Origin of the sequence: Microbacterium sp. NPDC076895, assembly GCF_040687115.1 — a bacterium.
Lineage (GTDB): Bacteria > Actinomycetota > Actinomycetes > Actinomycetales > Microbacteriaceae > Microbacterium.
On the sequence record NZ_JBFBMQ010000004.1, the window covers coordinates 146135 to 168873 of the forward strand.

Consider the following 22739-nt stretch of genomic DNA (forward strand, 5'->3'; position numbering starts at 1 on the left):
TTAGTTCGCGGGTTCGAGAGTGAGGGTGTGCTCGGTGGCTGCCGTTACGGCATCCCGAGAGAAGGCCCACGGCGTGAGTCCCGCCGCTTGCCAGGTCGCTGTCTGATCGGTGTAGTTCTTGTGGAACGCGTGACCGCTCGCGCCGGTCAGATGATTCCAGCCTGACGCGTCGAAGTCACTCAGGTCGACGACCATGCGCATCGACGGCACCGTCGTCGTCGCGAAGCCCTCACCGAGCGGCCATCCGGTCGCGTTGACCACCGAGGAGCCGCCACCAACCGGGAAGGGGCCGCGGTTGAACAGGGCCTCGATCGGCGCGATACCCGAGGTGCCGAACGTCTCGTGAGTGAGCGTGATCGCGTGCAGGGTGCCCCACCGCCACTGCAGCGGATTCGATCCCTGCGCCGTCGTGAGGATCTCGGTCGCGCTGCGGGCGCTGGCCTCCAGCATCTCCCGCTGGCCCGACACGCCGATCTCGGTGTTCGTCCACCAGGCAGAGCTCGGGTCAGCGAGCAGGTTCTGCACCACGAGGAACTGCCGTGACTGGCTGGTCAAGGGAACCGGCGTCGATCGACCGCGGGTGAACAGGTTGTGCGCGAGTTCGTCCCACACGACATTCGCGAACGCGGCGGCCGACGAGTCGGCGTCGTTCTGGGCGTCCCACTGACGCAGCAGGTCGAGTGCGGCATCCGTCGCCTCGTCGCCGGTCCGAAGGTTCTCGAAGGCGGTGATGAGCGTCTTGCCGATCTCGGACTGGTTGTCTGCCTGGATGCCGCGCATCACCTCGGCGGTGACGGGCCCTTCGGCGATGGCTCGCTGCAGCAGTTCATCGATGCGGGCTGCGCGCCATCCGTAGTCCCAGTCCCGCGTGAGGAAGTAGGGGTAGTTCTGGTCGACGATCGCGTTGTTCGCGGTGACGATGTAACCCTCGTCGGGGTTGTAGGCCACCGGCAGATCCGCGAACGGGATGTAGCCCTGCCAGTCGTAGGCCGAGTCCCACCCTGGCTGGGGCATCGACCCGTCTCCGGCACCGCGAATCGGAAGTTGCCCCGGCGTCTGGTAGCCGATGTTGCCCGTCACATCCGCGTAGATCAGGTTCTGGGCCGGCACGACGAACTTCTCGGCGGCTGCGCGGAATCCGGTGAAATCGGTGGCGGCGTTCAGCTCGAAGATCGCCGTGGCCGTCGTTCCCGGCTGCAGCGCGGTCCACTGGATGCTGACGGCGCTCTCGCCCTCCGGCTCAGCCGTCGGGGTGACGGTGGCGCCTGCCGTGCCGACCACGGGGTCAGCGGCGATCGCATCGAAGTCCGCCGTCAGGCCCGAGATGATCGGGCCGTGCACCGTCGAGCGGATCGTCAGCTCGACATCCTCGCCACCTGCGACCTTCAGCGTCTCGGTGCGGGTGTCGAGGTCGACGAGCTCACCATCGCGCCAGTACTGCTCGCCGTCGAGCTTCTCGATGTAGAGGTCGACGACATCCGTCGTGAGGTTGGTGAAGCCCCACGCGATCGACGCGTTGTGGCCGATGATGATGCCGGGCACGCCCGAGAAGCTGAAGCCGGCGACATCGAACGGACAGGCGTCGCTCACGACCGCGCAGCGCAGACCCGCCTGATACCAGACGCTCGGCAGCGATGCGCCCAGGTGCGGGTCGTTGGCCAGTAGCGGCATCCCAGTGTCGGTGTAGTCACCCGCCACGACCCACGAGTTCGAACCAATGCCCTCGCCCGCATCGCCGATCAGCGTCGAGACGGCGCTCACGACGTCGGAAACCTCGGTCCAGCGGATGCCGCCGGCAGCTGCTTGCGCTGGCTCGGTAGCCGCTGGAACGTCAGTGATCTCGGGGACGATGACCGGGTTCTCGTCGAACGGGTAGGGCGGGTACAGCTCGAGGAGCTGCTCGTCGGTGTAGGAGGTGGCCAGCAGTGCTCGTTCGGTTTCGGTCTCGATGTTCGACCGGAGGTCCCAGGCCATCGCCTTCAGCCAGGCCACCGAGTCGGCGGGGGTCCACGGCTCGATCTCATAGTCCGCGTTCTGCAGGCCGAGGACCGCGTACTCCAGCGAGATGTCTGCCCCGTCGCGGTCGGCGAGATACGCGTTCACCCCGTCGGCGTACGCCTGGTAATAGGAGAGGGTCGTCTCATCCAGCGCCGCCACTTCCTGCTCGGCGATCTCACGCCAGCCGAGGGTGCGCAGGAACGCATCGGTGCCGACCTGCGACTGACCGAACAGCTCTGCGAGCCGACCGCTGGTGACGTGGCGACGGAAGTCCATCTCCCAGAAACGGTCCTGGGCGTGCACGTACCCTTGCGCGAAGAAGAGGTCATCGGTGGAGCTTGCCGTGATCGTCGGGATGCCGAGTTGGGAGCGTTGCACGGTGACGGTGCCCGACAGCCCGTCCAGGGCGACCGTTCCCTCGGTCTCGGGAAACGAGCGATTCACGAACCACACGCCGACTCCCGCGGCAACCAACGCGAGCACGACGATCCCCACGAGCACGCTGTAGGCGATGAGGCCGATGCGGCGGCCGAGGCGCGGGCGGGTCGGCGCCTCGGGGGCGTCGCCGACAACGGCGGGTACGGTCTTCGACATTGAAGCCTCTCGGGTGAGCCGGGCGGACACGGGGTCGCAGTCGACCTGGGATCCCGTGTCAGGTGGTCATCCTAGCTCGCGCCGCCGCATTCGAGTCAGCCGATGAGGCTCGGCTGGAGGTCGCGCAGCGTCCTCCCGTGGGTCATTCGAGCGACTCCGATCGCCGCGAACGCCAACGCACCGACCAACCACAGGCTCAGGATGCCGAGGTCGGTGCCCACACGCGCGAGGTCTCCGCCGTACATGAGTTGACGCATCCCGTCGACGACGTAGCCCATCGGCAGGATGTGATGCAGCCAGGTCAGCGGTTCGGGCAGCGTCTGCCAGGGGAAGGTTCCGCCTGCGGTCACGAGCTGCAGCACCATGAGGACGAGCCCGAGGAACTGTCCGACCGATCCGAGCCAGACGTTCAGGGCCAGGATGATCGCGGCGTAGGTCAAGGAAGCGAACACCATCACGCCGAGCGTCGCCAGCGGGTGCGTGAACGCGAAGCCGAGGGCCGCGGCGAGAATGCCGAACAGTGCGAGCATCTGCAGTCCGCCGAGCAGGCCCGGGGTGAGCCATCCGGCGAGGGTGACCCGCACTGGAGAGTGCAAGGCGGTCACGGCGCGACGCGAGATGGGCTTCACGATCAGGAAGAGCGCATAGATGCCGATCCATCCGGCAAGGGCCGCGAAGAACGGGGCCAGGCCCGCACCGTAGTCCCCCGCCGCGGCGACCTTGCCGGTCTCCACCGCGACCGGATCCGAGATCGTCTGCGCTTGCGCCTCCCGAAGCGCAGCATCCGAATCGGGAATCTGCGCGACGCCCGACGCAAGGCCGTCGCGCAGCGTCGCCGCCCCCTCGTCGAGCTGGGCCAGGCCGCCGGCCAGAGTCTGGGACGCGGCATCCAGCTGCACCCCGCCGCTGGCGGCATCCTGAAGCCCGCCGGAGAGCTGCTGCGCACCGGCAGCCACCTGCGCGGCGCCTGCTGCGAGAGCATCAACGGATGACACCGCGCTCTGTACCTGCGCGTTGGCGTTCTGCACAGCCCCGGCAAGTGGGTCAAGGCGAGCGAGGAAGGCGTCGATCTCTGCAGGGGTGAGGCCTTCGGCGGTGAGCGCGTCGATGATGTCCTGGCGAACCGCCGGGAGCTCGTTGACGGCCTGTTGGCTGGCGGAGCTGGCTCGATCGGCGTACCCCGCCAGCGTCGCGGTTCCCTGGGAGACCTGGGCTGCACCATCAGCCAGGCCCGGGGCGGCGTCCGCGAGTTGTGTGAGGCCGGACGAGAGCTGGGCAGCCCCGTCGGCCAGGCGCGCCGACCCGTCGGATGCCTGCGCCGCGCCCGAGGACAGTTCGGTGGCGCCGGTGACGGCATCCTGCAGGTTCGAGCGGATGTCGGCGATTCCCGAAAGCAAGCGCGACGCTGCCTCTTGCCCGACGAGTTGCGCCACTGACGCACGAATCTTCTCGATCGCCTGGTCGCCGATCGTGGAGGCGAGGTAGTTGTTGGCGTCGTTGGTCTCGAGTTCCAAGCGGGCCTGGTGCGGATTGCTGCCGGAGGTTGACACCAGTGCCGTCGAGAAGTCGCCCGGGATCGTCACGATGAAGTCCACGGATCCGTCGGTGAGAGCCTGTTCGGCAGCACCGGCGTCGAGCGACTGCCAGTCGAAGCTGCCGTCACGGAGGAGATTGTCGGCGACCTCATCGCCGTAGTTCACGCTCGCGCCGTCGTTCTGAGCTCCCGTATCGAGATTCACGAGCGCAACCGGCACCTCGCTGAGTCGGCCGTAGGGGTCTTGATTGGCCCACAGGTAGACGCCTCCGTAGAGCACGGGCACCAGCATGAGCGCCACGAGGGCGAGGATCGACATGCGTGTCGCGGTCAGTCGCCGAAGCTCCGCCGCGATCATGGCGGGAACCTTCATGATTGATCCTCCTCGGAGAGCGCGCTCTCGTCCGGTGGGCCGAGCTCGGCACGCGGAGCGATGTCAGCGAGTACGGCTCCCGACGCCGCTCCCGCGATCACCAGAATGCTCGTACCGCGGTCGGCGAAGTCGACGGCGATCTTCCACCATCGCTCCGGATGGCCGCCGTGGCGATCTGGCGAGACGACGACGAGACCTTCGACGCCGGGCCGCAGGATCGCGAGTTCCATCAGCAGCCGGAGCCGATCGGCAGGCGCGACATCGGCGATCGGCAAGCGGGACAGACCCGCGGCGTCGTGTGTCACGAGCCACTGCTTCACTGCTCGAGGAGAGGCAGGCTGACCCGCGAACATGAGTTCCTCCGCGACGATGCCCCATACGGTGACGTTGGGCGCGGGATCGCTGACATCCGGCGCGTCGACGAGCGCGACTCGTCGGCGCAGCGCGCCACGGTCCGAAACCCCGTCGATCCGGACAGCGCCGGTGTCGGGTGTCATCCTGCCCGCCGCGATGAGACCGAGAACGGTGGGGCGCTGTTCGGTTTCAGCGACGGCGAGTCGGGCGACACTGTTGCCGTAGCTCAGACTCATGTGCGGCAGTGCAATCCCGCGGCGGCCCTTGCTGACGTCGGAGAGTTCAACGTGCACCGGATGCCCCCTTCGTGGCGGCGCTCGTGCTCGTGCTCGCGAGTCGAGCCTCGACGTCCTGCCACGACAACCCAGCGATGCTGAGCACGGCGCGCACCGGCAGCTGAGCCGTGACTTCGGCATCCTGCTGATCCCAGCGGACGATGAGGGTGCGTGCAGTCTCTTCGATCAGACGCGTGAGGGTAGCGGCGCTGATATCCCCCCGGATCTGTCCGGTGCGTTGACCGTCCTCGACGATCGCTGCAAGACGCGCGCGCAGGGGCGCGAGGGATGCCGCCGTCAGTGACAGGTAGCGCTCCTCGAGGGCGATCGCCGCGGAGGCGTGCACAAGAGAGGCTTCGTGCCACAGTCGCGTCGTCAGCTCGGTCAACTCGTCCAACGGCTCTGCGGCGGCAATGCCGTTCGCTATCGCGTTGAACCGTTCCGCACCGCGTTCGATGACCGCACGTACGAGTGCGTCGCGGTCGGAGAAGTGTCCGTAGAGTGCGCGGCGGGTCAGTCCTGCTGCCTGAGCGATCGTGGCGAGCGAGGCGCGCGGGTCGCGGGCGATCTCACGTTGCGCGCAGGCGAGGAGCTCGTCGCGGTTGCGCACGGCGTCCCGGCGAAGGGTGTGCGCGGGGGTGTGGGCCATGCATCAATCATCGCAGAACTTGCACACTAATGTGCACTTTTGCCGGCGGATGCTCAGGCACCGCTGGCGCTGCGCCTCTCAGTCGGCGCCGAAGTCGAACGCGGCGGCCTCGCCCGCGGCATCCGTCGCCTCAGCCAGCTCCTCGCGGTCGTGGTCGTAGGGTGCCGCGTGCTCGGTAATCTCGTCGGCCTCGCCACGCTTGAGGGCACCGATCAGCTCACCCGTGGGACCTCCCAGAAGACCCATGCTCGCGTACTGCTCGAGTCGAGTGCGGGAATCGGCGATGTCGAGGTTTCGCATCGTGAGCTGGCCGATTCGATCCACCGGCCCGAAGGCCGCGTCGCCGACGCGCTCCATCGAGAGCTTCTCGGGACCGTAGGACATGACGGGCGCGGTGGTGTCGAGAACGGTGTAGTCCTCGCCGCGACGCAGCCGGAGCGTGACGGTTCCCGTGATCGTGGAACCGACCCACTTCTGGATCGACTCACGCAGCATGATCGACTGCGGCTCGAGCCAGCGGCCCTCGTACATGAGCCTGCCGAGGCGCCGGCCCTGCTCGTGGTACGTCGCGAGGGTGTCTTCATTGAGAATTGCGTTGACGAGGCGCTCGTAGGCGATGAACAGCAGCGCCATTCCTGGAGCCTCATAGATTCCGCGGGACTTCGCTTCGATGATGCGGTTCTCGATCTGGTCGCTCATCCCGAGGCCATGTCGACCGCCGATGCGGTTGGCCTCGAACACCAGGTCGACCGGGTCGGAGTACTCGGTGCCGTTGAGAGCGACCGGGCGACCAGCCTCAAAAGTGACGGTGACATCCTCGGTCACGATCGCGACCTCGGGGTCCCAGAAGCGCACCCCCATGATCGGTTCAACGGTCTCGAGCGACACGTCGAGGTGCTCGAGAGTCTTCGCTTCGTGCGTCGCACCCCAGATATTGGCATCCGTCGAGTAGGCCTTCTCGGCGGAGTCACGGTACGGGAAGCCGTGCGCGACGAGCCACTCGCTCATCTCCTTGCGGCCACCGAGTTCGCGCACGAACTCGGCATCCAGCCACGGCTTGTAGATGCGCAGGGCAGGGTTGGCGAGGAGTCCGTAGCGGTAGAAGCGCTCGATGTCGTTGCCCTTATAGGTCGACCCATCGCCCCAGATGTCGACGCCGTCCTCTTTCATCGCGCGCACGAGGAGCGTTCCCGTGACGGCGCGACCCAGCGGCGTCGTGTTGAAGTACGTGCGGCCGCCCGAGCGGATGTGGAACGCGCCGCATGAGAGGGCGGCGAAGCCCTCTTCGACGAGCGCGGTCTTGCAGTCGATAAGGCGCGAAACTTCCGCACCGTAAGTTAGCGCGCGGCCCGGAATGGCGGCGATGTCATCTTCATCGGGCTGCCCCAGATCTCCCGTGTAGGTGCAGGGCACCGCACCCTTGTCGCGCATCCACGCGACGGCAACGGAGGTGTCCAGACCCCCCGAGAAGGCGATGCCGATGCGCTCGCCGATGGGCAGGGACTGGAGGACCTTCGACATGGAACCTCAGTCTACTGAGCGGCGCCACCTGCCTCCGCGGGGTCGGCAGCCCGCCGACGACCCACCCAGATCACCCCGGCTGCCAGCAGCAGGATGCCGGCGGCGATGCCGACGACATAGAGTGCGACGCCGCCGTAGCCCCACGGCTGGACGTTGGGGTTCAGGAACGGGTAGGGGTACCACCACGGATTGCCGGTGCGGAAGTCGGTGACCAGCGGCCCGCGCACCAGCGTGTAGATCACCCACACGATCGGGAACGCGATGATCGTCCACAGCGCACGCCAGGGAAGGCGCCGCCGCAGCGGACCGAGCAGAACGTCCAGCAGGATGAACAGGGGGGCCCAGACGTGCAGGATCTCGTTCGACCACGGAACTGTCGATCCCTGGGGGAGCGGGATGTTTCGCAGCAGCGCGTTGTAGACGATCCCGGTGATCAGCATGTAGGTCGACACTGCAGCAAGCAGCCTGGCAAACCACGCGGGGTCGACGCGGTCACCCCGCCAGATCAGGATCGCGCCGATCGTCAGAGCCACCGCCGCGCCGACGTTGGAGAGGATCGTGAAGAAGCTGAAGAAGTCGACGGCGGTGAGTGCGAGTGGCCAACCGTTGCCGGCCGAGATACTCAGCGTGCGCACCAGCTGGCCGATGATTGCCGCCACACCCGCGATGGCGGCGATCAGCCGCAGCGCCGCCCACGTGGTGGCCCAGGCCCGTGATCTCAGCATGTGCTCACGATATCGAGCGCCGTCCCCGAAGCCTTCTCGGGCCGTGACGCGACGCGCCGATAGACTCGAGACCTACCAGCTCACGTCACCCCGGGGGAATTCGTCATGCCAGGCATCGTGATCATCGGAGTGCAGTGGGGCGACGAAGGCAAGGGCAAAGCCACCGACCTGCTCGGTGAACGCACCGACTGGGTCGTCAAGTTCAACGGCGGCAACAACGCGGGCCACACCGTCGTGATCGGCGATGAGAAGTATGCCCTGCACTTGCTGCCCTCCGGCATCCTCTCGCCCGGTGTCAACGCCGTCATCGGGAACGGTGTCGTCGTCGACCTCGAGGTCCTCTTCGGCGAGCTCGAGGCGCTGCGCGCTCGCGGCATCGACACGTCGCGATTGAAGATCAGCTCGGCAGCGCACGTCATCACGCAGTATCACCGCACGCTTGACAAGGTCACCGAGCGCTTCCTCGGCAAGCGCCAGATCGGAACGACGGGGCGCGGTATCGGTCCGGCATATGCCGACAAGATCAACCGTGTCGGCATCCGGATGCAGGACCTGTTCGACGAGAAGATCCTGCGGCAGAAGGTCGAGGGTGCGCTCGAGCAGAAGAACCACCTGCTCGTGAAGGTCTACAACCGCCGTGCGATCGAGGTCGACGAGATCGTCGAAGACCTGCTCTCGTACACCGAACGGCTTCGGCCGATGGTGACCGACACCTCGCTGCTGCTGAACAACGCGCTCGACGCGGGTGAACTTGTCGTCTTCGAGGGCGGCCAGGCGACCATGCTGGATGTCGACCACGGCACGTACCCGTTCGTCACGTCCTCCTCGGCTACCGCAGGGGGTGCTGCCACCGGTTCGGGAGTCGGACCCAACCGGCTAGACCGCATTGTGGGCATCGTGAAGGCGTACACGACCCGTGTGGGCTCAGGCCCGTTCCCCACCGAGCTCTTCGACGAGCAGGGCGAATGGATTCGGCAGCGGGGCTTCGAGTTCGGCACAACGACGGGTCGTCCGCGGCGGGTCGGCTGGTACGACGCGCCCATCACGCGGTACGCCACGCGCATCAACGGCATCAGCGATCTCGTGCTGACCAAACTCGACATCCTGACCGGCCTCGAGCAGATCCCGGTGTGCGTCGCGTATGACGTCGACGGGACGCGCTTCGACGACATTCCCGACAATCAGTCGGACTTCCACCACGCACGCCCGATCCTGGAGTACTTGCCCGGCTGGAGCGAAGACATCTCCGGGGCGCGCACGTTCGAGGATCTTCCGCTGGAAGCTCAGGACTACGTGCTCGCGCTCGAGGAGATGAGCGGCACGCGCATCTCGGTGATCGGTGTCGGACCTGGTCGCGATGCGGTCATCGTCCGCCACGACCTGGTCGACTGAGGCCCGCGCGCATGCGTTTACTCGTCGGCGGCTACACGGCCGATATGGACGGCACTGCCGACGGGATCGGTCTGCTCACCGCTGGGGACGCTGACTCGACGAGTGCTGGTTCCCTCAGCTGGCGGGGGACCCTGGCATCCGTGCCCTCCCCATCGTGGGTGGCGAAGCATCCAAACCTGGATGTGGCCTACGCGACACTCGAGGGCGCGGGTGCTGTCCAGGCGTTCCGGGAGCAGGGGCCAGACCAGTGGGTCGCGTTCGGGCAGCCGAGCCCCGTCGGTGCGGCGCCGTGTCACATCCTCGCTGGCCGCGAGCGGCTCTTTGTGACCTGCTGGGGCGACGGACAGGTGGTGCAGCTCGAGTTGGACGCCGACGGCGGCATCCGTGGTTCCGTCACGGCGGATGCCGCATCCGATCCCTACGCCGGCTACGACCCCGAGCCGCGAGTCTCGCACGCCCACCAGTCCATCGTCGTGGCTCCGGGTGTTGTCGCCACGACGGACATGGGGTTCGACCTCGTGAGGTTCTGGCGCACCGGTTCGCGCGCGCCGCGACTCATACAGGAGGTGACGCTGCCCCGAGGATCCGGGCCGCGGCACGGGCTCCTGCATCCCAGCGGCCACCTGTACATCGTCGCGGAGCTCTCGTGTGAGCTGTTCGTGCTTGCTCCGGACGACGCTGGCGTATGGCACGTCGTGGGTGGTACACCGCTGGGCGCTGGGACGCTCGACGGCGACACGGCAGCGGAACTGACGCAATCGTCCGACGGCACACTCCTCTACGCCGGTGTGCGGGGAAGCAACACGGTGGCGGTCATGCGGGTCACCGGCGAGGGCGAGGCTGCTTCACCGCTGGCGCTCGTGGAGGCCGGGGTCGACTGGCCGCGGCACCACCTCGTCGTCGCTGACGGACTGCTGGTTGCGGGTCAGCGATCGAACGATGTTGCGGCCTTGCCGCTCGATGCTCGCGGAATCCCCGGCCGCCCCACGACAAGGACCGAGGTCCCTTCACCGACCTGTCTCCTGCGCTTACCGTGACAACCGTCGCAGCGGTCTGACTCCGAGCTCGTCCCCAGCGAGGGTCACCGGCGACGCGCGGAGGTCGAGATGTCGTCTGCCGTCGACAGCGCCGTAGCCGGGCGCCGCGGGAGCGTCGTCGTCTATCTGGTGGTCGCGTTCGGGGTCACCTGGCTGGTGTGGGCGCCCCTGGCTGTCGCGGCGCTGGGCGCAACGGAGCTGCCCCCGGTTCCCCTCGTCTTCTTCGCCGGCTCCTTCGGTCCGCTCGCTGGGGCGGTCGTTGCGAGCCTTTTCAGCGGCGGATGGCGCGGGGTGCGAGCCTGGGCGAACCGAACATTCTCCGTGCGATTCCGCCGGGTCTGGTGGTGGTGGGCCCTCGGGATGCCCGTGGCGTACTTTCTCGTCGGCTACCTCACCGCGGCGATCGTCGCGGGCGGCTGGCCCGATATGACACAGTTCGGACTGACCGAGAAGCTTCCGGGGTGGAACGTGGCAGCCGTGGCCGTCGTATGGATCCTCACCTTTGGGCTCGGCGAGGAAACGGGATGGCGGGGCTGGTTGCTACCGCACCTCGCGGAGCGCTTCTCCACGTTCTGGGCGGCGCTCATCGTTGCGGGTGTGTGGATCGTGTGGCACGCCCCCGCCTTCATCTTCAACCCGACCTATCGCGAGATGGGTCCCGGAATCATCGGGTGGATGCTTGCCCTCGTTACGGGCTCGTACCTTCTCGCATGGATGGGCCGCGGCGCCGGATGGAGCATCGTTCCCGTGCTGATCTGGCACGGGGGATTCGACCTGCTCACGGCATCCGACCAAGCTGCCGGGACGATTGCGGCCACCATCAGCGCCATCGTCATGGTTCAGGGTGTCATTGCTGCCGGCATCCTGTGGCGCGTTCGATCTCGCGACCGGGTCACCCCCGTGCAGCCACGGTCGACATCTCGGATGACCCGGGCAGAGTGAGCGACACAGCCCGTTCGCGGGGCTGCGGCGGCGAATGGTCTTGGGTGAGCGCGGCGCCGGCCAGGGCGATGGCGACGGTTGCGAGCAGTCCGACCAGAAGATAGTGCCACCACCGCGGCCCGGCGGGCGGCGGAGCAGGGCGGCGGGCGCTCGGGTACTTGCTCGTGGGGACGTGTCTCATGCGGCGCTCTCCTCCGGTTCGGGCGGGGTGATAGCGGGTAGGGGAACGCGCATCGGCGGCGAGATGTGGATCTCGCGGATTCGCCCGCGTGCGGTCAGCACCGCAAGGGGGGTCCAGGCCGTCACCTCGTCGTGAAAACTCGTGGCCCGCCACTCCGCCCACGCGAGCAGGTGATCGGGCTCGGCGTCGTGGGTCGAAATGAGTCGAAGCGTGGATGAGCGGTGAAGCACCACCATCTCGAACCAGCGGGCAAGGTTGCCCTTGCCCAGATAGGTGTGCTGCGGCTCGACGAGGATGCACTCCTCTTCCAGCTCGCTCAGAAAGCCGGAAAGGTCAGCAGCATTGATGGCCCGGATCCAACCGGACACGACAGAGGCAGCAGAACTGCGGGTCACGGGCCTTCCCCAGACAACACACCGGACGCAGACGCCTAAGCGCCCACGTTTCCCCCACCTCGATTATTGGCGTCACACCGGCGAACACAGGAGCTACACCGAGTAATTCAACCAACCGTCGTCCATGAATACTCTTCATCTCAGCCGCCCGTAGACTCCATATAGTGCGGGATCCATCGCAGATTCTGCCTCGGACCAGGCTGCTTTTGGCGGGTGCAGGTGGCCTTCGTTATAAGGAACCCAGGCACCGCCACATCGACGACAAGCTGCGCGACGACCTGAGCGCGGCGATCGATGACCAGCGACGTGCGGATGTGGAGTCGATCCTCGAATACGCGCTCTGGGGACTGTTGTTCGAGGATCTGCGCCTGGCGAGCCGGGCTCTTGCAGCACTCGCGCCGCACGACGGGGTCTGGGCGGTCCGTATCGCCGCCGCGCGTGTCGTTTTGCGCTCGCATCAAGGCTCCGACCTGCTCGGGGTCCCCGACCTCGCTCCCGGTGCCCCCGAGGTGCACGATGCCGTCCGCGTGGAGTCGATGCTCGTCACCCTCAGCGCGAGTCGCTCCCGAGCGCGTCCCGAGGAGATCGCGGGACTGTTGGCGGAGCTGACGCGGCTCGACACTGAGGGGACTCTCGAAGCTCCCGGGTCACCGCCCCTCCTGCGTGCCCTGCTGCGGGTACAGCTGGCGATCGCCCATCTTCACGCGGGCTCATCTGCGGTTGCGTTGGCTCACCTCGCCGTGGCTGCGCGACTTGCCGACTCCTGCGCGACGCTCCACCGCAGCATCCTGGCCAAATCCGCGACGGTGCATGTGCTGCGCGGAAACCTCGTGGAGGCGCGGCGTCAGCTTCGCCGCTTCGATCGCGTGGCCGGCGAGATTCCACCCGGCTGGGCTCGGGCGCTGCGTGAGGAGCAGGCGCTCGCCGAGGCGATGATGCTCGTGGAACGGTTCGACGCCCACGACCCTGAGATGGAGTGGCCGGAGGTGGAAGCCTCGGATGATCTGTGGCCGGTAACCGCTCTTCTTCGCGCGCGACACGCTCTGCTCGAGCGCAGTCCCATGCGGGCGCTCGAGATCGTCGAGTTCGCCGAAGCGACCCACCCGGGCTGGAACAGTCTGTTCGCCCAGGATGTGGTGGCCGCAATGAAGGCTCATGCTCATCTGCAGCTGTCAGAGCCCGACCGCGCCCGTCAGGTGTTGACGCACGCGCCGCAGGGTCCCCTCGTCGTTCTCGCGACAGCGCACATGCACATGTACGTCGGAGACGCGGGCGCTGCTCGTGAGCTCGCTACCGCCGTTCTCGATGCTCGACGAGCAGCCTTGCCGAGCGGGCTGAGGCACTGCTCGTGCGCATCTGGGCGGATGCCGTGATGGGGAATCTGCCGACCGCGAGAGAGGGGGGAATCGTCGGCCGCATGGTCGTTGCTGCGGGGCTCGTCCGGATCATCGCTCACATGCCTGGGTGGCTCATGGATCAGATGGTCGACCTCTCCGAGCGCAGCATCCGTCCGGCATTCGAGGCAGCTGTCGAAAAGGCGTCAGCAGCTCTCGTCATCGCGGAACGGCCACAGTTGACACCGCGCGAGACCATCGTGTTGAAAACGCTCGAGAGGCACGCCTCAGTCTCTGACATGGCCAAGGCACTGTCGGTGTCGCCGAGTACGGTCAAGACGCAGCTCTCGGCGATCTATCGCAAGCTCGGGGTGAGCTCGCGCCACCACGCCGTTCCTGCTGCCTACCGTCTCGGGTTGCTCGAGCGGGCGGGCGACCCGGGCTAGAGCTTCGCGTCCTGACGGGGGATCACGACCTGCTTGATGATCAGCAGGATCGATGCGGTGATCGGGATAGCGACGAGCGCGCCGAGCAGTCCCAGCAGGGTGCCTCCGACAAGCGCGCCGATCACGACAAGAGAACCGGGAACCGAGATCGCACGGTTCATGACCCGGGGAGTCAGGACGTATGCCTCGAGCTGCATGTAGATCAGGTAGAGCGCCGCGAAGATCAGCGCAGCTACCGGATCGGTGAACAGCGCGATGATCGTCGCGATTCCCCAGTAGAGCACAGGGCCGATCAGAGGGATCAGGGTGATGCAGAACGCGATGACAGCCATCAGCGCGGGGAACGGCAACCCGAGGAAGAGGTGAAGGAAGAAGGCCACGACAGAGTTGAAGAACGCGAGGATGACCATCCCCATGAGGTAGCCGCCGATGCCGTCAGTGATCTGCTCGGTCATCTCCGTCACCTTCGCGCGGGACTTCGCCGGGGTCAGGCGCACAAAGCTTGCCTTGATCGTGTTCAGCGAGGCGAGGAAGTAGAGGCTGAGGACGATCACGATGATGATGCCCGAAATCGCCGTCGCGATTCCCGCACCGACTGCGAGAACGCCGCCCGTGATCGAGGCGATGTTCGCGGGATTGAGGATGAACGTTTCGACATCCTTGAGGATGCTGCCGATCTGGTCGCCGAAGTTCGTCTGAAGCCACGCGAACGCGTCCGACTTTTCGAAGTCATTGATCATCGAGGGGATGTCGCGGATGAACTGCGCGATCTGGGCGACCACCGTCGGCATGATGAGCAGGATGACGCCGGCGATGACGAGCAGGAAGCCCACGTAGACGATCACCATTCCCCAGACACGCCCAACGCCCTTGCGTTCGAGAGCGCGCACGATGGGGTCGAGTCCGAGTGCGGCGAAGAGAGCGAAGCTGATGTAGATGATGACCGTGGCGAGGTTCGACACGGCAAGCCCGAGCAGAAGGGCAGCCAGCGCTCCCAGAGTGACGGCGAACCCAACCGCGAACGGCTGATTGAGGCCGACCCAGAACGACCGCCGTTGCGGCGCTGGGGTGATGGCGTCGTCGGTGGGTGCGGCGGCCGCCGCGGCGGTCTCTCCGTCGGGCGCCACCGAGGATGACGGGGTCGGGCTCTTGTCGCTCATGGTCACACTCTAGGGGTCGGCGGTCGCTGGGTGAGGGAGGCGATAATCTCGACACAGTCCGAAGGGAGTGGCGATGACCGAGCCGACCGATCCAGTTGCCGACCTGCTGCGTTTGCGCGCGACCATCGACAACATCGACGCCGCCCTGATCTTCATGCTCGCGGAGCGTTTTCGCGCTACCAAGCAGGTGGGTGTCTTGAAGGCTGAGCACGGGATGCCGGCCTCGGACCCGACGCGAGAAGAGCAGCAGGTCGCCCGTCTTCGGCGTCTCGCAGAAGAGGCGGATCTGGACCCCGAGTTCGCGCAGAAGTGGTTCTCGTTCGTCGTCGCCGAAGTGATTCGCCACCACACGGAAGCCGCTGACGGGCGCTGATCTCATGCGCTACCGGGTGGAGATCGTCCACGAAGCCTGGTAACTTGGCCGCCGGGTTCCCCGAACCCTTCGACCCAGTCCGCGGTTGCCGATGTTCGATCTCGGCGAGCGTACGGTCGGTGATCTTGATCGGATCCGACATCCGATGCCAGCGCATGCGTGCCCTATTTCCGCGTGCCTGTGATCGCCACCCGGGCGTGACCGATGCAGCCAGCTGCAACGGCTGCCAAGGTGCACACAGTGACCACATCCCCTGCCCTCCAAGCGCGAGGACTCTTCAAAGTCTTCGGCAAGAACCCTCGATCCGCCGTCGACCGCCTGCGGGCCGGCGCCTCCCGAACCGAGGTCGCCGACCAGGGCACTGCTGCGGTCATCGACGCGAGCTTCACGGTCGAAAAAGGCGAGATCTTCGTCATTATGGGCCTGAGCGGTTCGGGCAAGTCGACAGTGATCCGGATGCTCAACGGACTCCTTGAGCCGACCGCGGGTGATGTCGTCGTCCAGGGTGAGAACGTCACAACGGCCAGCGCGAGCCAACTGCGCGACATCCGGCGCCGCTCGATCTCGATGGTCTTCCAGCACTTCGCCCTGCTTCCGCACCGCACGGTGCTCGACAACGCTGCCTATGCGCTCGAGATCCAGGGCGTCGGGGCGAGCGAGCGACGCGAGCGTGCGCGGGAGATCCTCGACAAGGTCGGGCTGGCCGATCGCGCCGACGCGATGCCCGATGAACTGTCGGGCGGCATGCGTCAGCGTGTGGGACTTGCCCGCGCCCTCACCGCAGGCACCGACATCATGCTCATGGACGAGGCATTCTCGGCGCTCGACCCACTCATCCGGCGGGAGATGCAGGAACAGCTCGTTGAGCTGCAGCGCGAGCTCGGGCGAACGATCATCTTCATCACCCATGACCTCAACGAGGCGATGTTCCTCGGCGACCGCATCGCGGTGATGCGCGATGGCCGGATCGTTCAGAACGGCACACCCGAAGAAATCCTCACCGACCCCGCGAACGACTATGTCGCGCAGTTCGTGCAGGACGTTGACCGGACCCGTGTGCTTACGGCGTCCTCCGTGATGGAACCCCCGGCAGCGATGATGCCCGTCAGTGCCGGCGTGCGTGGCGCGCTGAAGATCATGCGCGATCTGCAGACCGGCTCGGTGCTCGTCACCGAGAACCGAAAGTTCCTGGGAGCGGTCACGGACCGTAGCGTGGTGCGCGCGGTCAAGAACGGCAATACGGACCTGCGTTCCCTCGTGAAAAGCCCGCAGTCGGTCGTCGGACCCGATGAGGCACTCGCTGATGTCATCGAGCGCTCTGTCGAAAGTCCCGTGCCGATCGCCGTCGTCGACGACAAGGGTCGTCTGCTCGGCGCGATCCCACGGGTCGTCCTACTCGCAGCCCTTGGCAACGTCGAACCCACCACGACCGAGATCCCGATCATCGACGTGCCGATGACGGTGCCTGTTGCTGAACTGACCGCGACCCTCGAGGCCGTGTCGGCTGCAAACCAACCGGTCATCGCGACAGAGGGGAGCGTCTGATGGAGAACCTTCGACTTCCCCTCGGCGCATGGGTCGAGGCGCTCCTCGACTTCATCGGGGCAGTGTTCGGCTGGCTCTTCGACGCGATCGCGCTCGCGCTGGGTGCCATTTACGAGGGCCTGGACTGGGTCCTGGTCACTCCGCCGTTCTGGCTGATCATCATCGCCCTGGCAGCGCTCGCCTACTGGGTCAAGGGATGGAAGCTCGCCCTCGGCACAGCGCTCGGCCTGTTCCTGATCGTCCTACTGGACCAGTGGGAGAACGCGATGGACACCCTCGCGCTGGTGCTCGTCGCAGCAGCCATCGCGATCATCATCAGCATCCCGGTCGGCATTTGGGCAGCGCGCAACGACACCGTCTCGCGGATCGTCCGCCCGATTCTCGACTTCCTGCAGACGATCCCCGCCTTCGTGTACCTGATCCCCGCCATCATCTTCTTCGGAGTAGGCGCCGTTCCCGGCATGATCGCGACGATCTCGTTCGCCCTCGCGCCCGGCGTGCGCTTGACCGAGCTCGGCATCCGTGGCGTCGACAGTGAAGTGGTGGAGGCCGGTCAGGCCTTCGGCGCGACCCCGGGTCGCATCCTGCGCCAGATCCAGCTGCCGCTTGCGCTCCCGAGCATCATGGCCGGCGTGAACCAGATCATCATGCTCAGCCTGTCGATGGTCGTCATCGCCGGAATGGTCGGTGCCGGTGGACTCGGTGGCGAGATCGTGCGCGCCCTCGGCCGCATCAACGTCGGACTTGCCTTCGAGGCGGGCATCTCGGTCGTGATGATCGCGATGATCCTCGACCGGATGACCTCGGCGCTCGCCGACAAGGGTGGCCCGCGCGCCGCTTCCCGCCGCCGCGCCAAGCGCGTCGACGCAGCGCCCACGGCACGTGACAAGCAGGACGCCGCCGGTTCGGTGAGCCGCATCCCGACGCGTTGACCACGACGGATGCCGCGGCATCCGTCCCTCAAGACCGGGTGGGTTCATCGCCCACCGGAGGCGCGCGAACCCGCGCGCCTGACAGACAACGACCGATCCGCGGACAGCAACGCGGAAGGAGAGGAAGTCATCATGATGACCAAGAGAAAAAACCTGATCGCCGGCGCAGCACTCGTTGGCGCGGCGACACTGGCGCTGGCCGGATGCGCGGGCTCGAGCGAGCCGGCGGCCTCAGGCGACGCGACGGCATCGGGCGCTGATCGCCCGATCGAGATCGCCGTCTTCAACGGATGGGACGAGGGCATTGCCGCGTCCTACCTGTGGCAGGCCGTGCTCGAGGAGCAGGGCTACGACGTCAACCTCACGTACGCCGATGTGGCGCCCGTATACCAGGGTGTTTCGCAGGGCGACTTCGATGTCGTGCTCGACACCTGGCTGCCCGTCACCCACGCCGACTACATGGACCAGTACGGCGACTCGCTCGAGGACCTCGGCGCATGGAGCGACGAGGCCAAGCTCACCATCGCGGTGAACGAGGACGCTCCGATCGACTCGCTCAGCGACCTCGCCGCCAACGCCGACGCGTTCAACAACGAGATCATCGGTATCGAGCCCGGTTCCGGTCTCATGCGCATCACTGCCGACGACGTCGTTCCCGGCTACGGCCTGGAGGGCATGAACCTCGTCGAGTCCTCGACCCCCGCCATGCTCACCGAGCTGCGCGCGGCGACCGACGCCGATGAGAACATCGTCGTGACGCTGTGGCGTCCGCACTGGGCCTACGACGCCTTCCCGATCAAGGACCTCGAAGACCCCGACGGCCTGCTCGGCGGTGCTGAGAGCATCCACTCGGTTGCCTCGACGACCTTCGCGACGGACTTCCCGGACGTTCACCAGTGGATCTCGAACTTCACGATGGACAGCGCGACGCTCTACTCGCTCGAGAACGCCATGTTCAACGAGTACGACGGGGATGACTACCTGCCCGTCGTGCAGCAGTGGATCTCCGAGAATCAGGACTGGGTCGACTCCCTGACCTCCTGACGCTCTGGTGCCAAAAGCGGGCTCCCTACCTGGTGGTGGGGAGCCCGCTTGCGTTGTGTTGCTCGACTATTCGGAGATCGGGTCCACCCAGTAGAGCAGGCTTTCGTCGGCGTGCGTCTCTTCGAGTTTGATCGCCCAGCTGGCGCTCTGCAGGTACCACTGCTCGACGCCGTCGGAGTCGACGCTGACCATCTGCTCAAAGCCCATGTCTTTCAGAGAGTCTGCGAAGGCGCGCGCCTCGTCGCTCGTAACTCCCGAGTAGATGTACTCCCAGGCGCTCGCCTCCGGGGTGGCGCTCATGAGCGTGCCGGGCGGAACCGGGAGGCTCGGGTCCAGTCCCTCGGGACGCTCACCTTGGGGCTCGGCGTCGGTCTCGTCGACTGCCTCATCAGAACCCGACGTATCGGTTGCTGCGGCGTCGGCCGTGGCGACGGGGCCCTCTGCCGCCCCGGCGTCTGTGCCGCCGGTCGCGCAGCCGGCGAGCAGTAGCGCAGCAAGGACGGCAGTGGCGAGGGCGGCGGCGGGGGAACGGAACGCGGGCATGGATCTCCTTGGCTCATCGCGGGATGCGGTCGTCGTGGCGACTGTAGGAGTCCGGCGCGACGGTGTCGATGAGTAAAGATTGCCTACGAGGCGTTGAACGGGGCCCCCGGCCATGTGGCCGGGAGCCCCGTTCCGTTTCGTTGCAGCACCCGTCACGGAATGGCGCGGCGGAGAAGTCCGTAGGCGATCCCCGACAGGACGACCAGGGTGATCACCAGACCAATCGCAAGTCCCTCGGGTCCCTGCGTGACGATCCAACCGAAGACCTGTCCCCACGCGTTGAGGCGTCCGATGAGCCACATCGCACCCACCAGCAGCAGGCCCAGACCGACCAGGATGATCGTGAGGGCGGTGGGACCGAACCGCTTGTAGATCGTGGCGATCGCGAAGCCGGTGACGAAGAAGGTCATCGTCATGAACAGGATGAGCGCTGCTGCCACGACCGGTCCCGAGCTCCAGATCCAGTCGAGGTAGAAGAAGTACCCGTTGACACCCCAGCCGTTGGTCGCCTGCTCGATGAACCCGCCGATGACGAAGATCACCGTGAGGATCGCCGAGGTCAGGGATGCGGTCAGCAGCGATCCGAAGAAGAACTCGCGTCGCGTGACGCTCATCGCCTGCGAGAACGGGAAGGTCTGGGTCATCCCCATGATGCCGACGGCAAAGAAGTACCACATCGGCGCCTGCGCACCGCCACCGTACTTCACCGCCGCAGGAGGCAGCATCGCCCAGATCATGAGCGTGACCGCGAGCGTGCCGCCCAGGACGAGAAGCGGCACCCAGATGAATGTCTGTCTGTTGACCAGCTGCATGCGAACGACATTTCCGATGCGGTTCATCGCCGGCCTCCCTTCGTGGTGGTGCGGGTATCGGATGCCGCAGCATCCGTCTCGTCGGCGTGCTGTGTCGTGCGGACGATCAACTGCTGCAGCGACACCGGACCGATGTCGAGACCAGCAGCCGTCAGGCGGGCGCGCTCATCTGCGGACAGTGCGCCCGCGATCGTGACGGATGCCACCCGTCCGAGGCTCTCGCGGTGAAGCACTTCGCGTCCCGCGACGAAGGCATCGACGGCAGCGGCATCGCCCACGATCGCGGTGGCTTGATCGCGAACGTCGTCGGTGGCTGCATCCATGATGATCTGCCCCCGGTCGATGACGAGCACCCGCTCGATGAGGTTCGAGACTTCATCGATGAGGTGGCTCGAGAGGATGACGGTGCGGGGATGCTCGGTGTAGTCCTCGAGGAGCCGGTCGTAGAAGATCTGACGCGCGACGGCGTCCAGGCCCAGGTACGGTTCGTCAAAGAAGGTCACTTCGGCCCGCGAGGCCAGACCGATGATCACGCCGACGGCCGAGAGCTGGCCGCGCGAGAGCTTCTTGATGCGGGTGCGCACAGGGAGGCGGAAGTCGGCGATCAGGCGATCGGCGAGCTCCTGGTTCCAGTTGGGGAAGAAGAGCTTCGCCGTCGCGAACGCGTGGATCGGCTTCGCGTCATCGGGATAGCGCTGGCTCTCGCGGACGAAGCACATGCGGCGCAGCACCCGAGCGTTCTCGTAGGGGTGCTCGCCGAACACGCGCACGTCACCCGACGTCGCGAAGTTCTGAGCCGTGAGGATCGACATCACGGTGGTCTTGCCCGCGCCGTTGCGCCCGAGGAGACCGTAGATCGTGTCCTTCTGGATCGAGAAGCTCACATCGTCGACCGCGACAGTATCGCGGTAGCGCTTGGTGAGGTTCTTCACCTCGATCACCGTCTCACCGGCACCCGCGGAGGGTGCGACATCGTTGATAGTCATTGGTCGCCTTCCGTTGTAGTGTTCTGCGCGTGCTCACGGAGCAGCTGCGCGAGGTCTTCGGAGCCGAGCCCGAGCTTGCGGGCTTCGGCCAAGAGGGGGGTCAGGTAGCGGTCGCGGAACGCCGCACGCCGTTCGGCGAGCAGGCTTTCGCGAGCACCCGGGGCGACGAACATGCCGATGCCCCGTCGCTTGTAGAGCACGCCCTTGTCGACGAGCATCGTCACTCCTTTCGCTGCCGTGGCGGGGTTGATCCGGTAGAAGGCGGCGAGTTCGTTTGTTGAGGGCGCCTGCGCCTCTTCGGCCAGGCTCCCGTCAACGATCGAGTCCTCGACGCTCTCCGCGATCTGCAGGAAGAGGGCCTTGCCTTCTTCGATCATCCGCGCCTCCGTGGTGTTCTTCGGTTAGTTACTCAAGTAGGTAACCATAGAACGCAGGATGCGTCAAGCGCAGCATCCGTCGGCTTGGCGCCGGGCCTGCTCGTCTGGAGCTGGTTTCAGGAGCGCGGGGTGCGGGAGGGGACGGGCCAAATGCCCGGAGATGCGGGGCCGGCCGCCCGCTCGGATGCCGAAGCGGGCGGTTCCGCCACGGGGGTTGTGGCCGGGGATGACGCGGGAAGCTCGAGAGCCACACGTTCTTCGAGGATCGTGATCGCGTCATCCGAGAGAGCGAGCAGGCCGTCGAGCTCTTCGCGTACTCGTCGGTACGCGAGCTGGCGCTCGGCGGGGGTGGCAGCCTGATCGATCGCGACGCTCAGCAGTTGCTGCGCAGTGCTCAGGCGCTTGCGCTCATCGGCGGTGAAGGACGAGTCACGGATGCGGCGAGCCTCGCGTTCGGCCAGATCGAACGCGACCTCGTAGTCGGTCACGGCGGTGCGGTACTCGGCGAACTGTTCCTTCGAGAGCTTCGCGGTCTCGGAGTCGGGGCGGAGTCGGTCGGCAACCTTCTTGGCGCGGAGAAACGCCGCCGTGAGCGGCTGTCGGCCATCGCTCATGGCGGGATAGGCGATGATCTTGGCGACATCCAGTTCGTACTCGAGCCAGCGCTTGGTCACCGCATCGTGCTCTGCCAGCAGCTTCTGAAGCGGCGTGACGGATGCCGAGCTCGATGCGGTCGCGGTTCGTGGTGCCGTGCCCATTCCGGCGGCGACGGCCTCTTCGACACGCTGTGCGAGAGGATCCTTCGGTGCTTTGGCGCCGGGAAGCGTGACGCCGATCAGAGGGCGGCCGCGTGCAGCGGCCTGGGCAGCGCGAATCTCGCCCTTGGCCTGCAGGATCTCGAGCCGCCGCTTATGCCGGCGCCGCGCGCCGCGCTCCCAGGCGCTGCCGATCATCCCCATGACACCCATCAGGGGGAAGACGAGCCACCAGTAGCTGCCGACGAACTGGAACAGCGGTTCCACGCCATCATGCTAATCGCGCTATCCCCCGCCGGGCACGGGGGAAAGCCCGAAGAGGGCTCAGCCGAACAGCAGGGCGAGGACGGTGGCGCCACCGCCCACGAGAATCAGCGAAACGATCACGACCCACGCGACGATCTTGATACGTCGCTGTCGGGTCTCGCTGTAGACGTTGGTGTCGTCGTCGGACATGCGATC

General features: G+C 66.3%; 24 protein-coding genes. 9 read left to right on the forward strand and 15 right to left on the reverse strand.

Going from position 1 to position 22739, the window contains the following annotated elements:
* From AB0O89_RS05150 to AB0O89_RS05175, 6 genes are all read right to left on the reverse strand, one after another.
* Nucleotides 1-2592, reverse strand: coding sequence for a penicillin acylase family protein (locus tag AB0O89_RS05150; RefSeq protein ID WP_363494823.1), 2592 nt, complete (start codon nucleotides 2590-2592; stop codon nucleotides 1-3).
* 95 nt (nucleotides 2593-2687) lie between these two features.
* Nucleotides 2688-4499: a YhgE/Pip family protein gene (locus AB0O89_RS05155; RefSeq protein ID WP_363494825.1), complete on the reverse strand. Its 1812-nt coding sequence runs from the start codon at nucleotides 4497-4499 to the stop codon at nucleotides 2688-2690.
* On the reverse strand, nucleotides 4496-5146 hold the full coding sequence (locus tag AB0O89_RS05160; protein ID WP_363494827.1) for a hypothetical protein: 651 nt from the start codon (nucleotides 5144-5146) through the stop codon (nucleotides 4496-4498). The genes AB0O89_RS05155 and AB0O89_RS05160 overlap by 4 nt, the downstream gene beginning before the upstream one ends.
* Nucleotides 5136-5777: a TetR/AcrR family transcriptional regulator gene (locus AB0O89_RS05165; RefSeq protein ID WP_363494829.1), complete on the reverse strand. Its 642-nt coding sequence runs from the start codon at nucleotides 5775-5777 to the stop codon at nucleotides 5136-5138. Before AB0O89_RS05165 ends, AB0O89_RS05160 begins: the two co-directional genes overlap by 11 nt.
* A gap of 78 nt (nucleotides 5778-5855) precedes the next feature.
* Nucleotides 5856-7298 carry an argininosuccinate synthase gene (argG, locus tag AB0O89_RS05170; protein ID WP_363494831.1) on the reverse strand — a complete coding sequence of 481 codons (1443 nt, stop codon included), beginning with the start codon at nucleotides 7296-7298 and terminating at the stop codon, nucleotides 5856-5858.
* Between the two features lie 11 nt (nucleotides 7299-7309).
* Nucleotides 7310-8023, reverse strand: coding sequence for a Pr6Pr family membrane protein (locus AB0O89_RS05175; RefSeq protein WP_363494833.1), 714 nt, complete (start codon nucleotides 8021-8023; stop codon nucleotides 7310-7312).
* Between the two features lie 105 nt (nucleotides 8024-8128).
* On the opposite strand from AB0O89_RS05175, the gene AB0O89_RS05180 reads away from it, so the two are divergent.
* From AB0O89_RS05180 to AB0O89_RS05190, 3 genes are all read left to right on the forward strand, one after another.
* Complete coding sequence (locus AB0O89_RS05180; protein ID WP_363494835.1) at nucleotides 8129-9415, forward strand: adenylosuccinate synthase; 1287 nt, start codon at nucleotides 8129-8131, stop codon at nucleotides 9413-9415.
* Between the two features lie 11 nt (nucleotides 9416-9426).
* On the forward strand, nucleotides 9427-10452 hold the full coding sequence (locus AB0O89_RS05185; protein WP_363494837.1) for a beta-propeller fold lactonase family protein: 1026 nt from the start codon (nucleotides 9427-9429) through the stop codon (nucleotides 10450-10452).
* A 69-nt stretch (nucleotides 10453-10521) separates the two neighbouring features.
* Entirely contained in the window at nucleotides 10522-11394 is an 873-nt protein-coding gene (locus AB0O89_RS05190; protein ID WP_363494839.1) for a CPBP family glutamic-type intramembrane protease, read from the forward strand.
* Here AB0O89_RS05190 and AB0O89_RS05195 read toward each other — a convergent pair.
* Together AB0O89_RS05195 and AB0O89_RS05200 are read right to left on the reverse strand one after the other, a co-directional pair.
* Nucleotides 11345-11575 (reverse strand): hypothetical protein, encoded by a 231-nt coding sequence (locus tag AB0O89_RS05195; RefSeq protein ID WP_363494841.1) that lies wholly within the window; start codon nucleotides 11573-11575, stop codon nucleotides 11345-11347. The two genes, AB0O89_RS05190 and AB0O89_RS05195, sit on opposite strands and share 50 nt — an antisense overlap.
* On the reverse strand, nucleotides 11572-11970 hold the full coding sequence (locus AB0O89_RS05200) for a hypothetical protein (RefSeq protein ID WP_363494843.1): 399 nt from the start codon (nucleotides 11968-11970) through the stop codon (nucleotides 11572-11574). The genes AB0O89_RS05195 and AB0O89_RS05200 overlap by 4 nt, the downstream gene beginning before the upstream one ends.
* A gap of 164 nt (nucleotides 11971-12134) precedes the next feature.
* Between AB0O89_RS05200 and AB0O89_RS05205 the strand changes: the two genes are divergently transcribed.
* Both AB0O89_RS05205 and AB0O89_RS05210 read left to right on the forward strand, forming a co-directional pair.
* Nucleotides 12135-13343 carry a hypothetical protein gene (locus AB0O89_RS05205; protein WP_363494845.1) on the forward strand — a complete coding sequence of 403 codons (1209 nt, stop codon included), beginning with the start codon at nucleotides 12135-12137 and terminating at the stop codon, nucleotides 13341-13343.
* A complete protein-coding gene (locus AB0O89_RS05210; protein ID WP_363494847.1) occupies nucleotides 13319-13750 on the forward strand; it encodes a LuxR C-terminal-related transcriptional regulator in 432 nt (143 codons plus the stop codon). The genes AB0O89_RS05205 and AB0O89_RS05210 overlap by 25 nt, the downstream gene beginning before the upstream one ends.
* Here the strand turns inward: AB0O89_RS05210 and AB0O89_RS05215 are convergent.
* A complete protein-coding gene (locus AB0O89_RS05215; RefSeq protein ID WP_363494849.1) occupies nucleotides 13747-14910 on the reverse strand; it encodes an AI-2E family transporter in 1164 nt (387 codons plus the stop codon). The two genes, AB0O89_RS05210 and AB0O89_RS05215, sit on opposite strands and share 4 nt — an antisense overlap.
* Nucleotides 14911-14983: 73 nt before the next feature.
* Here AB0O89_RS05215 and AB0O89_RS05220 point away from each other — a divergent pair, with 73 nt between their 5' ends.
* The 4 genes from AB0O89_RS05220 to AB0O89_RS05235 all read left to right on the forward strand — a co-directional run bounded on the left by AB0O89_RS05220 (nucleotide 14984) and on the right by AB0O89_RS05235 (nucleotide 18804).
* Entirely contained in the window at nucleotides 14984-15283 is a 300-nt protein-coding gene (locus AB0O89_RS05220; protein ID WP_300590818.1) for a chorismate mutase, read from the forward strand.
* Nucleotides 15284-15523: 240 nt separating this feature from the next.
* A complete protein-coding gene (locus tag AB0O89_RS05225) occupies nucleotides 15524-16828 on the forward strand; it encodes a glycine betaine/L-proline ABC transporter ATP-binding protein (protein ID WP_341579770.1) in 1305 nt (434 codons plus the stop codon).
* Nucleotides 16828-17760: an ABC transporter permease subunit gene (locus AB0O89_RS05230; protein ID WP_363494852.1), complete on the forward strand. Its 933-nt coding sequence runs from the start codon at nucleotides 16828-16830 to the stop codon at nucleotides 17758-17760. Before AB0O89_RS05225 ends, AB0O89_RS05230 begins: the two co-directional genes overlap by 1 nt.
* 135 nt (nucleotides 17761-17895) lie before the next feature.
* A complete protein-coding gene (locus tag AB0O89_RS05235) occupies nucleotides 17896-18804 on the forward strand; it encodes a glycine betaine ABC transporter substrate-binding protein (protein ID WP_363494956.1) in 909 nt (302 codons plus the stop codon).
* Between the two features lie 66 nt (nucleotides 18805-18870).
* Here AB0O89_RS05235 and AB0O89_RS05240 read toward each other — a convergent pair whose 3' ends face one another.
* From AB0O89_RS05240 to AB0O89_RS05265, 6 genes are all read right to left on the reverse strand, one after another.
* Nucleotides 18871-19347, reverse strand: coding sequence for a hypothetical protein (locus AB0O89_RS05240; RefSeq protein WP_363494854.1), 477 nt, complete (start codon nucleotides 19345-19347; stop codon nucleotides 18871-18873).
* 152 nt (nucleotides 19348-19499) lie between these two features.
* On the reverse strand, nucleotides 19500-20186 hold the full coding sequence (locus AB0O89_RS05245; RefSeq protein ID WP_363494856.1) for a hypothetical protein: 687 nt from the start codon (nucleotides 20184-20186) through the stop codon (nucleotides 19500-19502).
* Complete coding sequence (locus tag AB0O89_RS05250; RefSeq protein ID WP_363494858.1) at nucleotides 20183-21145, reverse strand: ABC transporter ATP-binding protein; 963 nt, start codon at nucleotides 21143-21145, stop codon at nucleotides 20183-20185. Before AB0O89_RS05250 ends, AB0O89_RS05245 begins: the two co-directional genes overlap by 4 nt.
* Nucleotides 21142-21522 (reverse strand): GntR family transcriptional regulator, encoded by a 381-nt coding sequence (locus AB0O89_RS05255; protein WP_300590815.1) that lies wholly within the window; start codon nucleotides 21520-21522, stop codon nucleotides 21142-21144. Before AB0O89_RS05255 ends, AB0O89_RS05250 begins: the two co-directional genes overlap by 4 nt.
* Before the next feature lie 116 nt (nucleotides 21523-21638).
* Nucleotides 21639-22544 carry a hypothetical protein gene (locus tag AB0O89_RS05260; RefSeq protein WP_363494861.1) on the reverse strand — a complete coding sequence of 302 codons (906 nt, stop codon included), beginning with the start codon at nucleotides 22542-22544 and terminating at the stop codon, nucleotides 21639-21641.
* Between the two features lie 57 nt (nucleotides 22545-22601).
* Nucleotides 22602-22733, reverse strand: a complete 132-nt coding sequence (locus tag AB0O89_RS05265) for a hypothetical protein (protein WP_267189853.1) — start codon at nucleotides 22731-22733, stop codon at nucleotides 22602-22604.
* Nucleotides 22734-22739 lie beyond the last annotated feature (6 nt).

Coding starts and splice junctions, on each gene's coding strand:
- AB0O89_RS05150 (WP_363494823.1), bottom strand. CDS start 2,592: ATGTCGAAGACCGTACCCGCCGTTGTCGGCGACGCCCCCGAGGCGCCG.
- AB0O89_RS05155 (WP_363494825.1), bottom strand. CDS start 4,499: ATGAAGGTTCCCGCCATGATCGCGGCGGAGCTTCGGCGACTGACCGCG.
- AB0O89_RS05165 (WP_363494829.1), bottom strand. CDS start 5,777: ATGGCCCACACCCCCGCGCACACCCTTCGCCGGGACGCCGTGCGCAAC.
- argG (WP_363494831.1), bottom strand. CDS start 7,298: ATGTCGAAGGTCCTCCAGTCCCTGCCCATCGGCGAGCGCATCGGCATC.
- AB0O89_RS05175 (WP_363494833.1), bottom strand. CDS start 8,023: ATGCTGAGATCACGGGCCTGGGCCACCACGTGGGCGGCGCTGCGGCTG.
- AB0O89_RS05180 (WP_363494835.1), top strand. CDS start 8,129: ATGCCAGGCATCGTGATCATCGGAGTGCAGTGGGGCGACGAAGGCAAG.
- AB0O89_RS05185 (WP_363494837.1), top strand. CDS start 9,427: ATGCGTTTACTCGTCGGCGGCTACACGGCCGATATGGACGGCACTGCC.
- AB0O89_RS05190 (WP_363494839.1), top strand. CDS start 10,522: ATGTCGTCTGCCGTCGACAGCGCCGTAGCCGGGCGCCGCGGGAGCGTC.
- AB0O89_RS05195 (WP_363494841.1), bottom strand. CDS start 11,575: ATGAGACACGTCCCCACGAGCAAGTACCCGAGCGCCCGCCGCCCTGCT.
- AB0O89_RS05215 (WP_363494849.1), bottom strand. CDS start 14,910: ATGAGCGACAAGAGCCCGACCCCGTCATCCTCGGTGGCGCCCGACGGA.
- AB0O89_RS05220 (WP_300590818.1), top strand. CDS start 14,984: ATGACCGAGCCGACCGATCCAGTTGCCGACCTGCTGCGTTTGCGCGCG.
- AB0O89_RS05230 (WP_363494852.1), top strand. CDS start 16,828: ATGGAGAACCTTCGACTTCCCCTCGGCGCATGGGTCGAGGCGCTCCTC.
- AB0O89_RS05235 (WP_363494956.1), top strand. CDS start 17,896: ATGACCAAGAGAAAAAACCTGATCGCCGGCGCAGCACTCGTTGGCGCG.
- AB0O89_RS05240 (WP_363494854.1), bottom strand. CDS start 19,347: ATGCCCGCGTTCCGTTCCCCCGCCGCCGCCCTCGCCACTGCCGTCCTT.
- AB0O89_RS05245 (WP_363494856.1), bottom strand. CDS start 20,186: ATGAACCGCATCGGAAATGTCGTTCGCATGCAGCTGGTCAACAGACAG.
- AB0O89_RS05250 (WP_363494858.1), bottom strand. CDS start 21,145: ATGACTATCAACGATGTCGCACCCTCCGCGGGTGCCGGTGAGACGGTG.
- AB0O89_RS05255 (WP_300590815.1), bottom strand. CDS start 21,522: ATGATCGAAGAAGGCAAGGCCCTCTTCCTGCAGATCGCGGAGAGCGTC.
- AB0O89_RS05265 (WP_267189853.1), bottom strand. CDS start 22,733: ATGTCCGACGACGACACCAACGTCTACAGCGAGACCCGACAGCGACGT.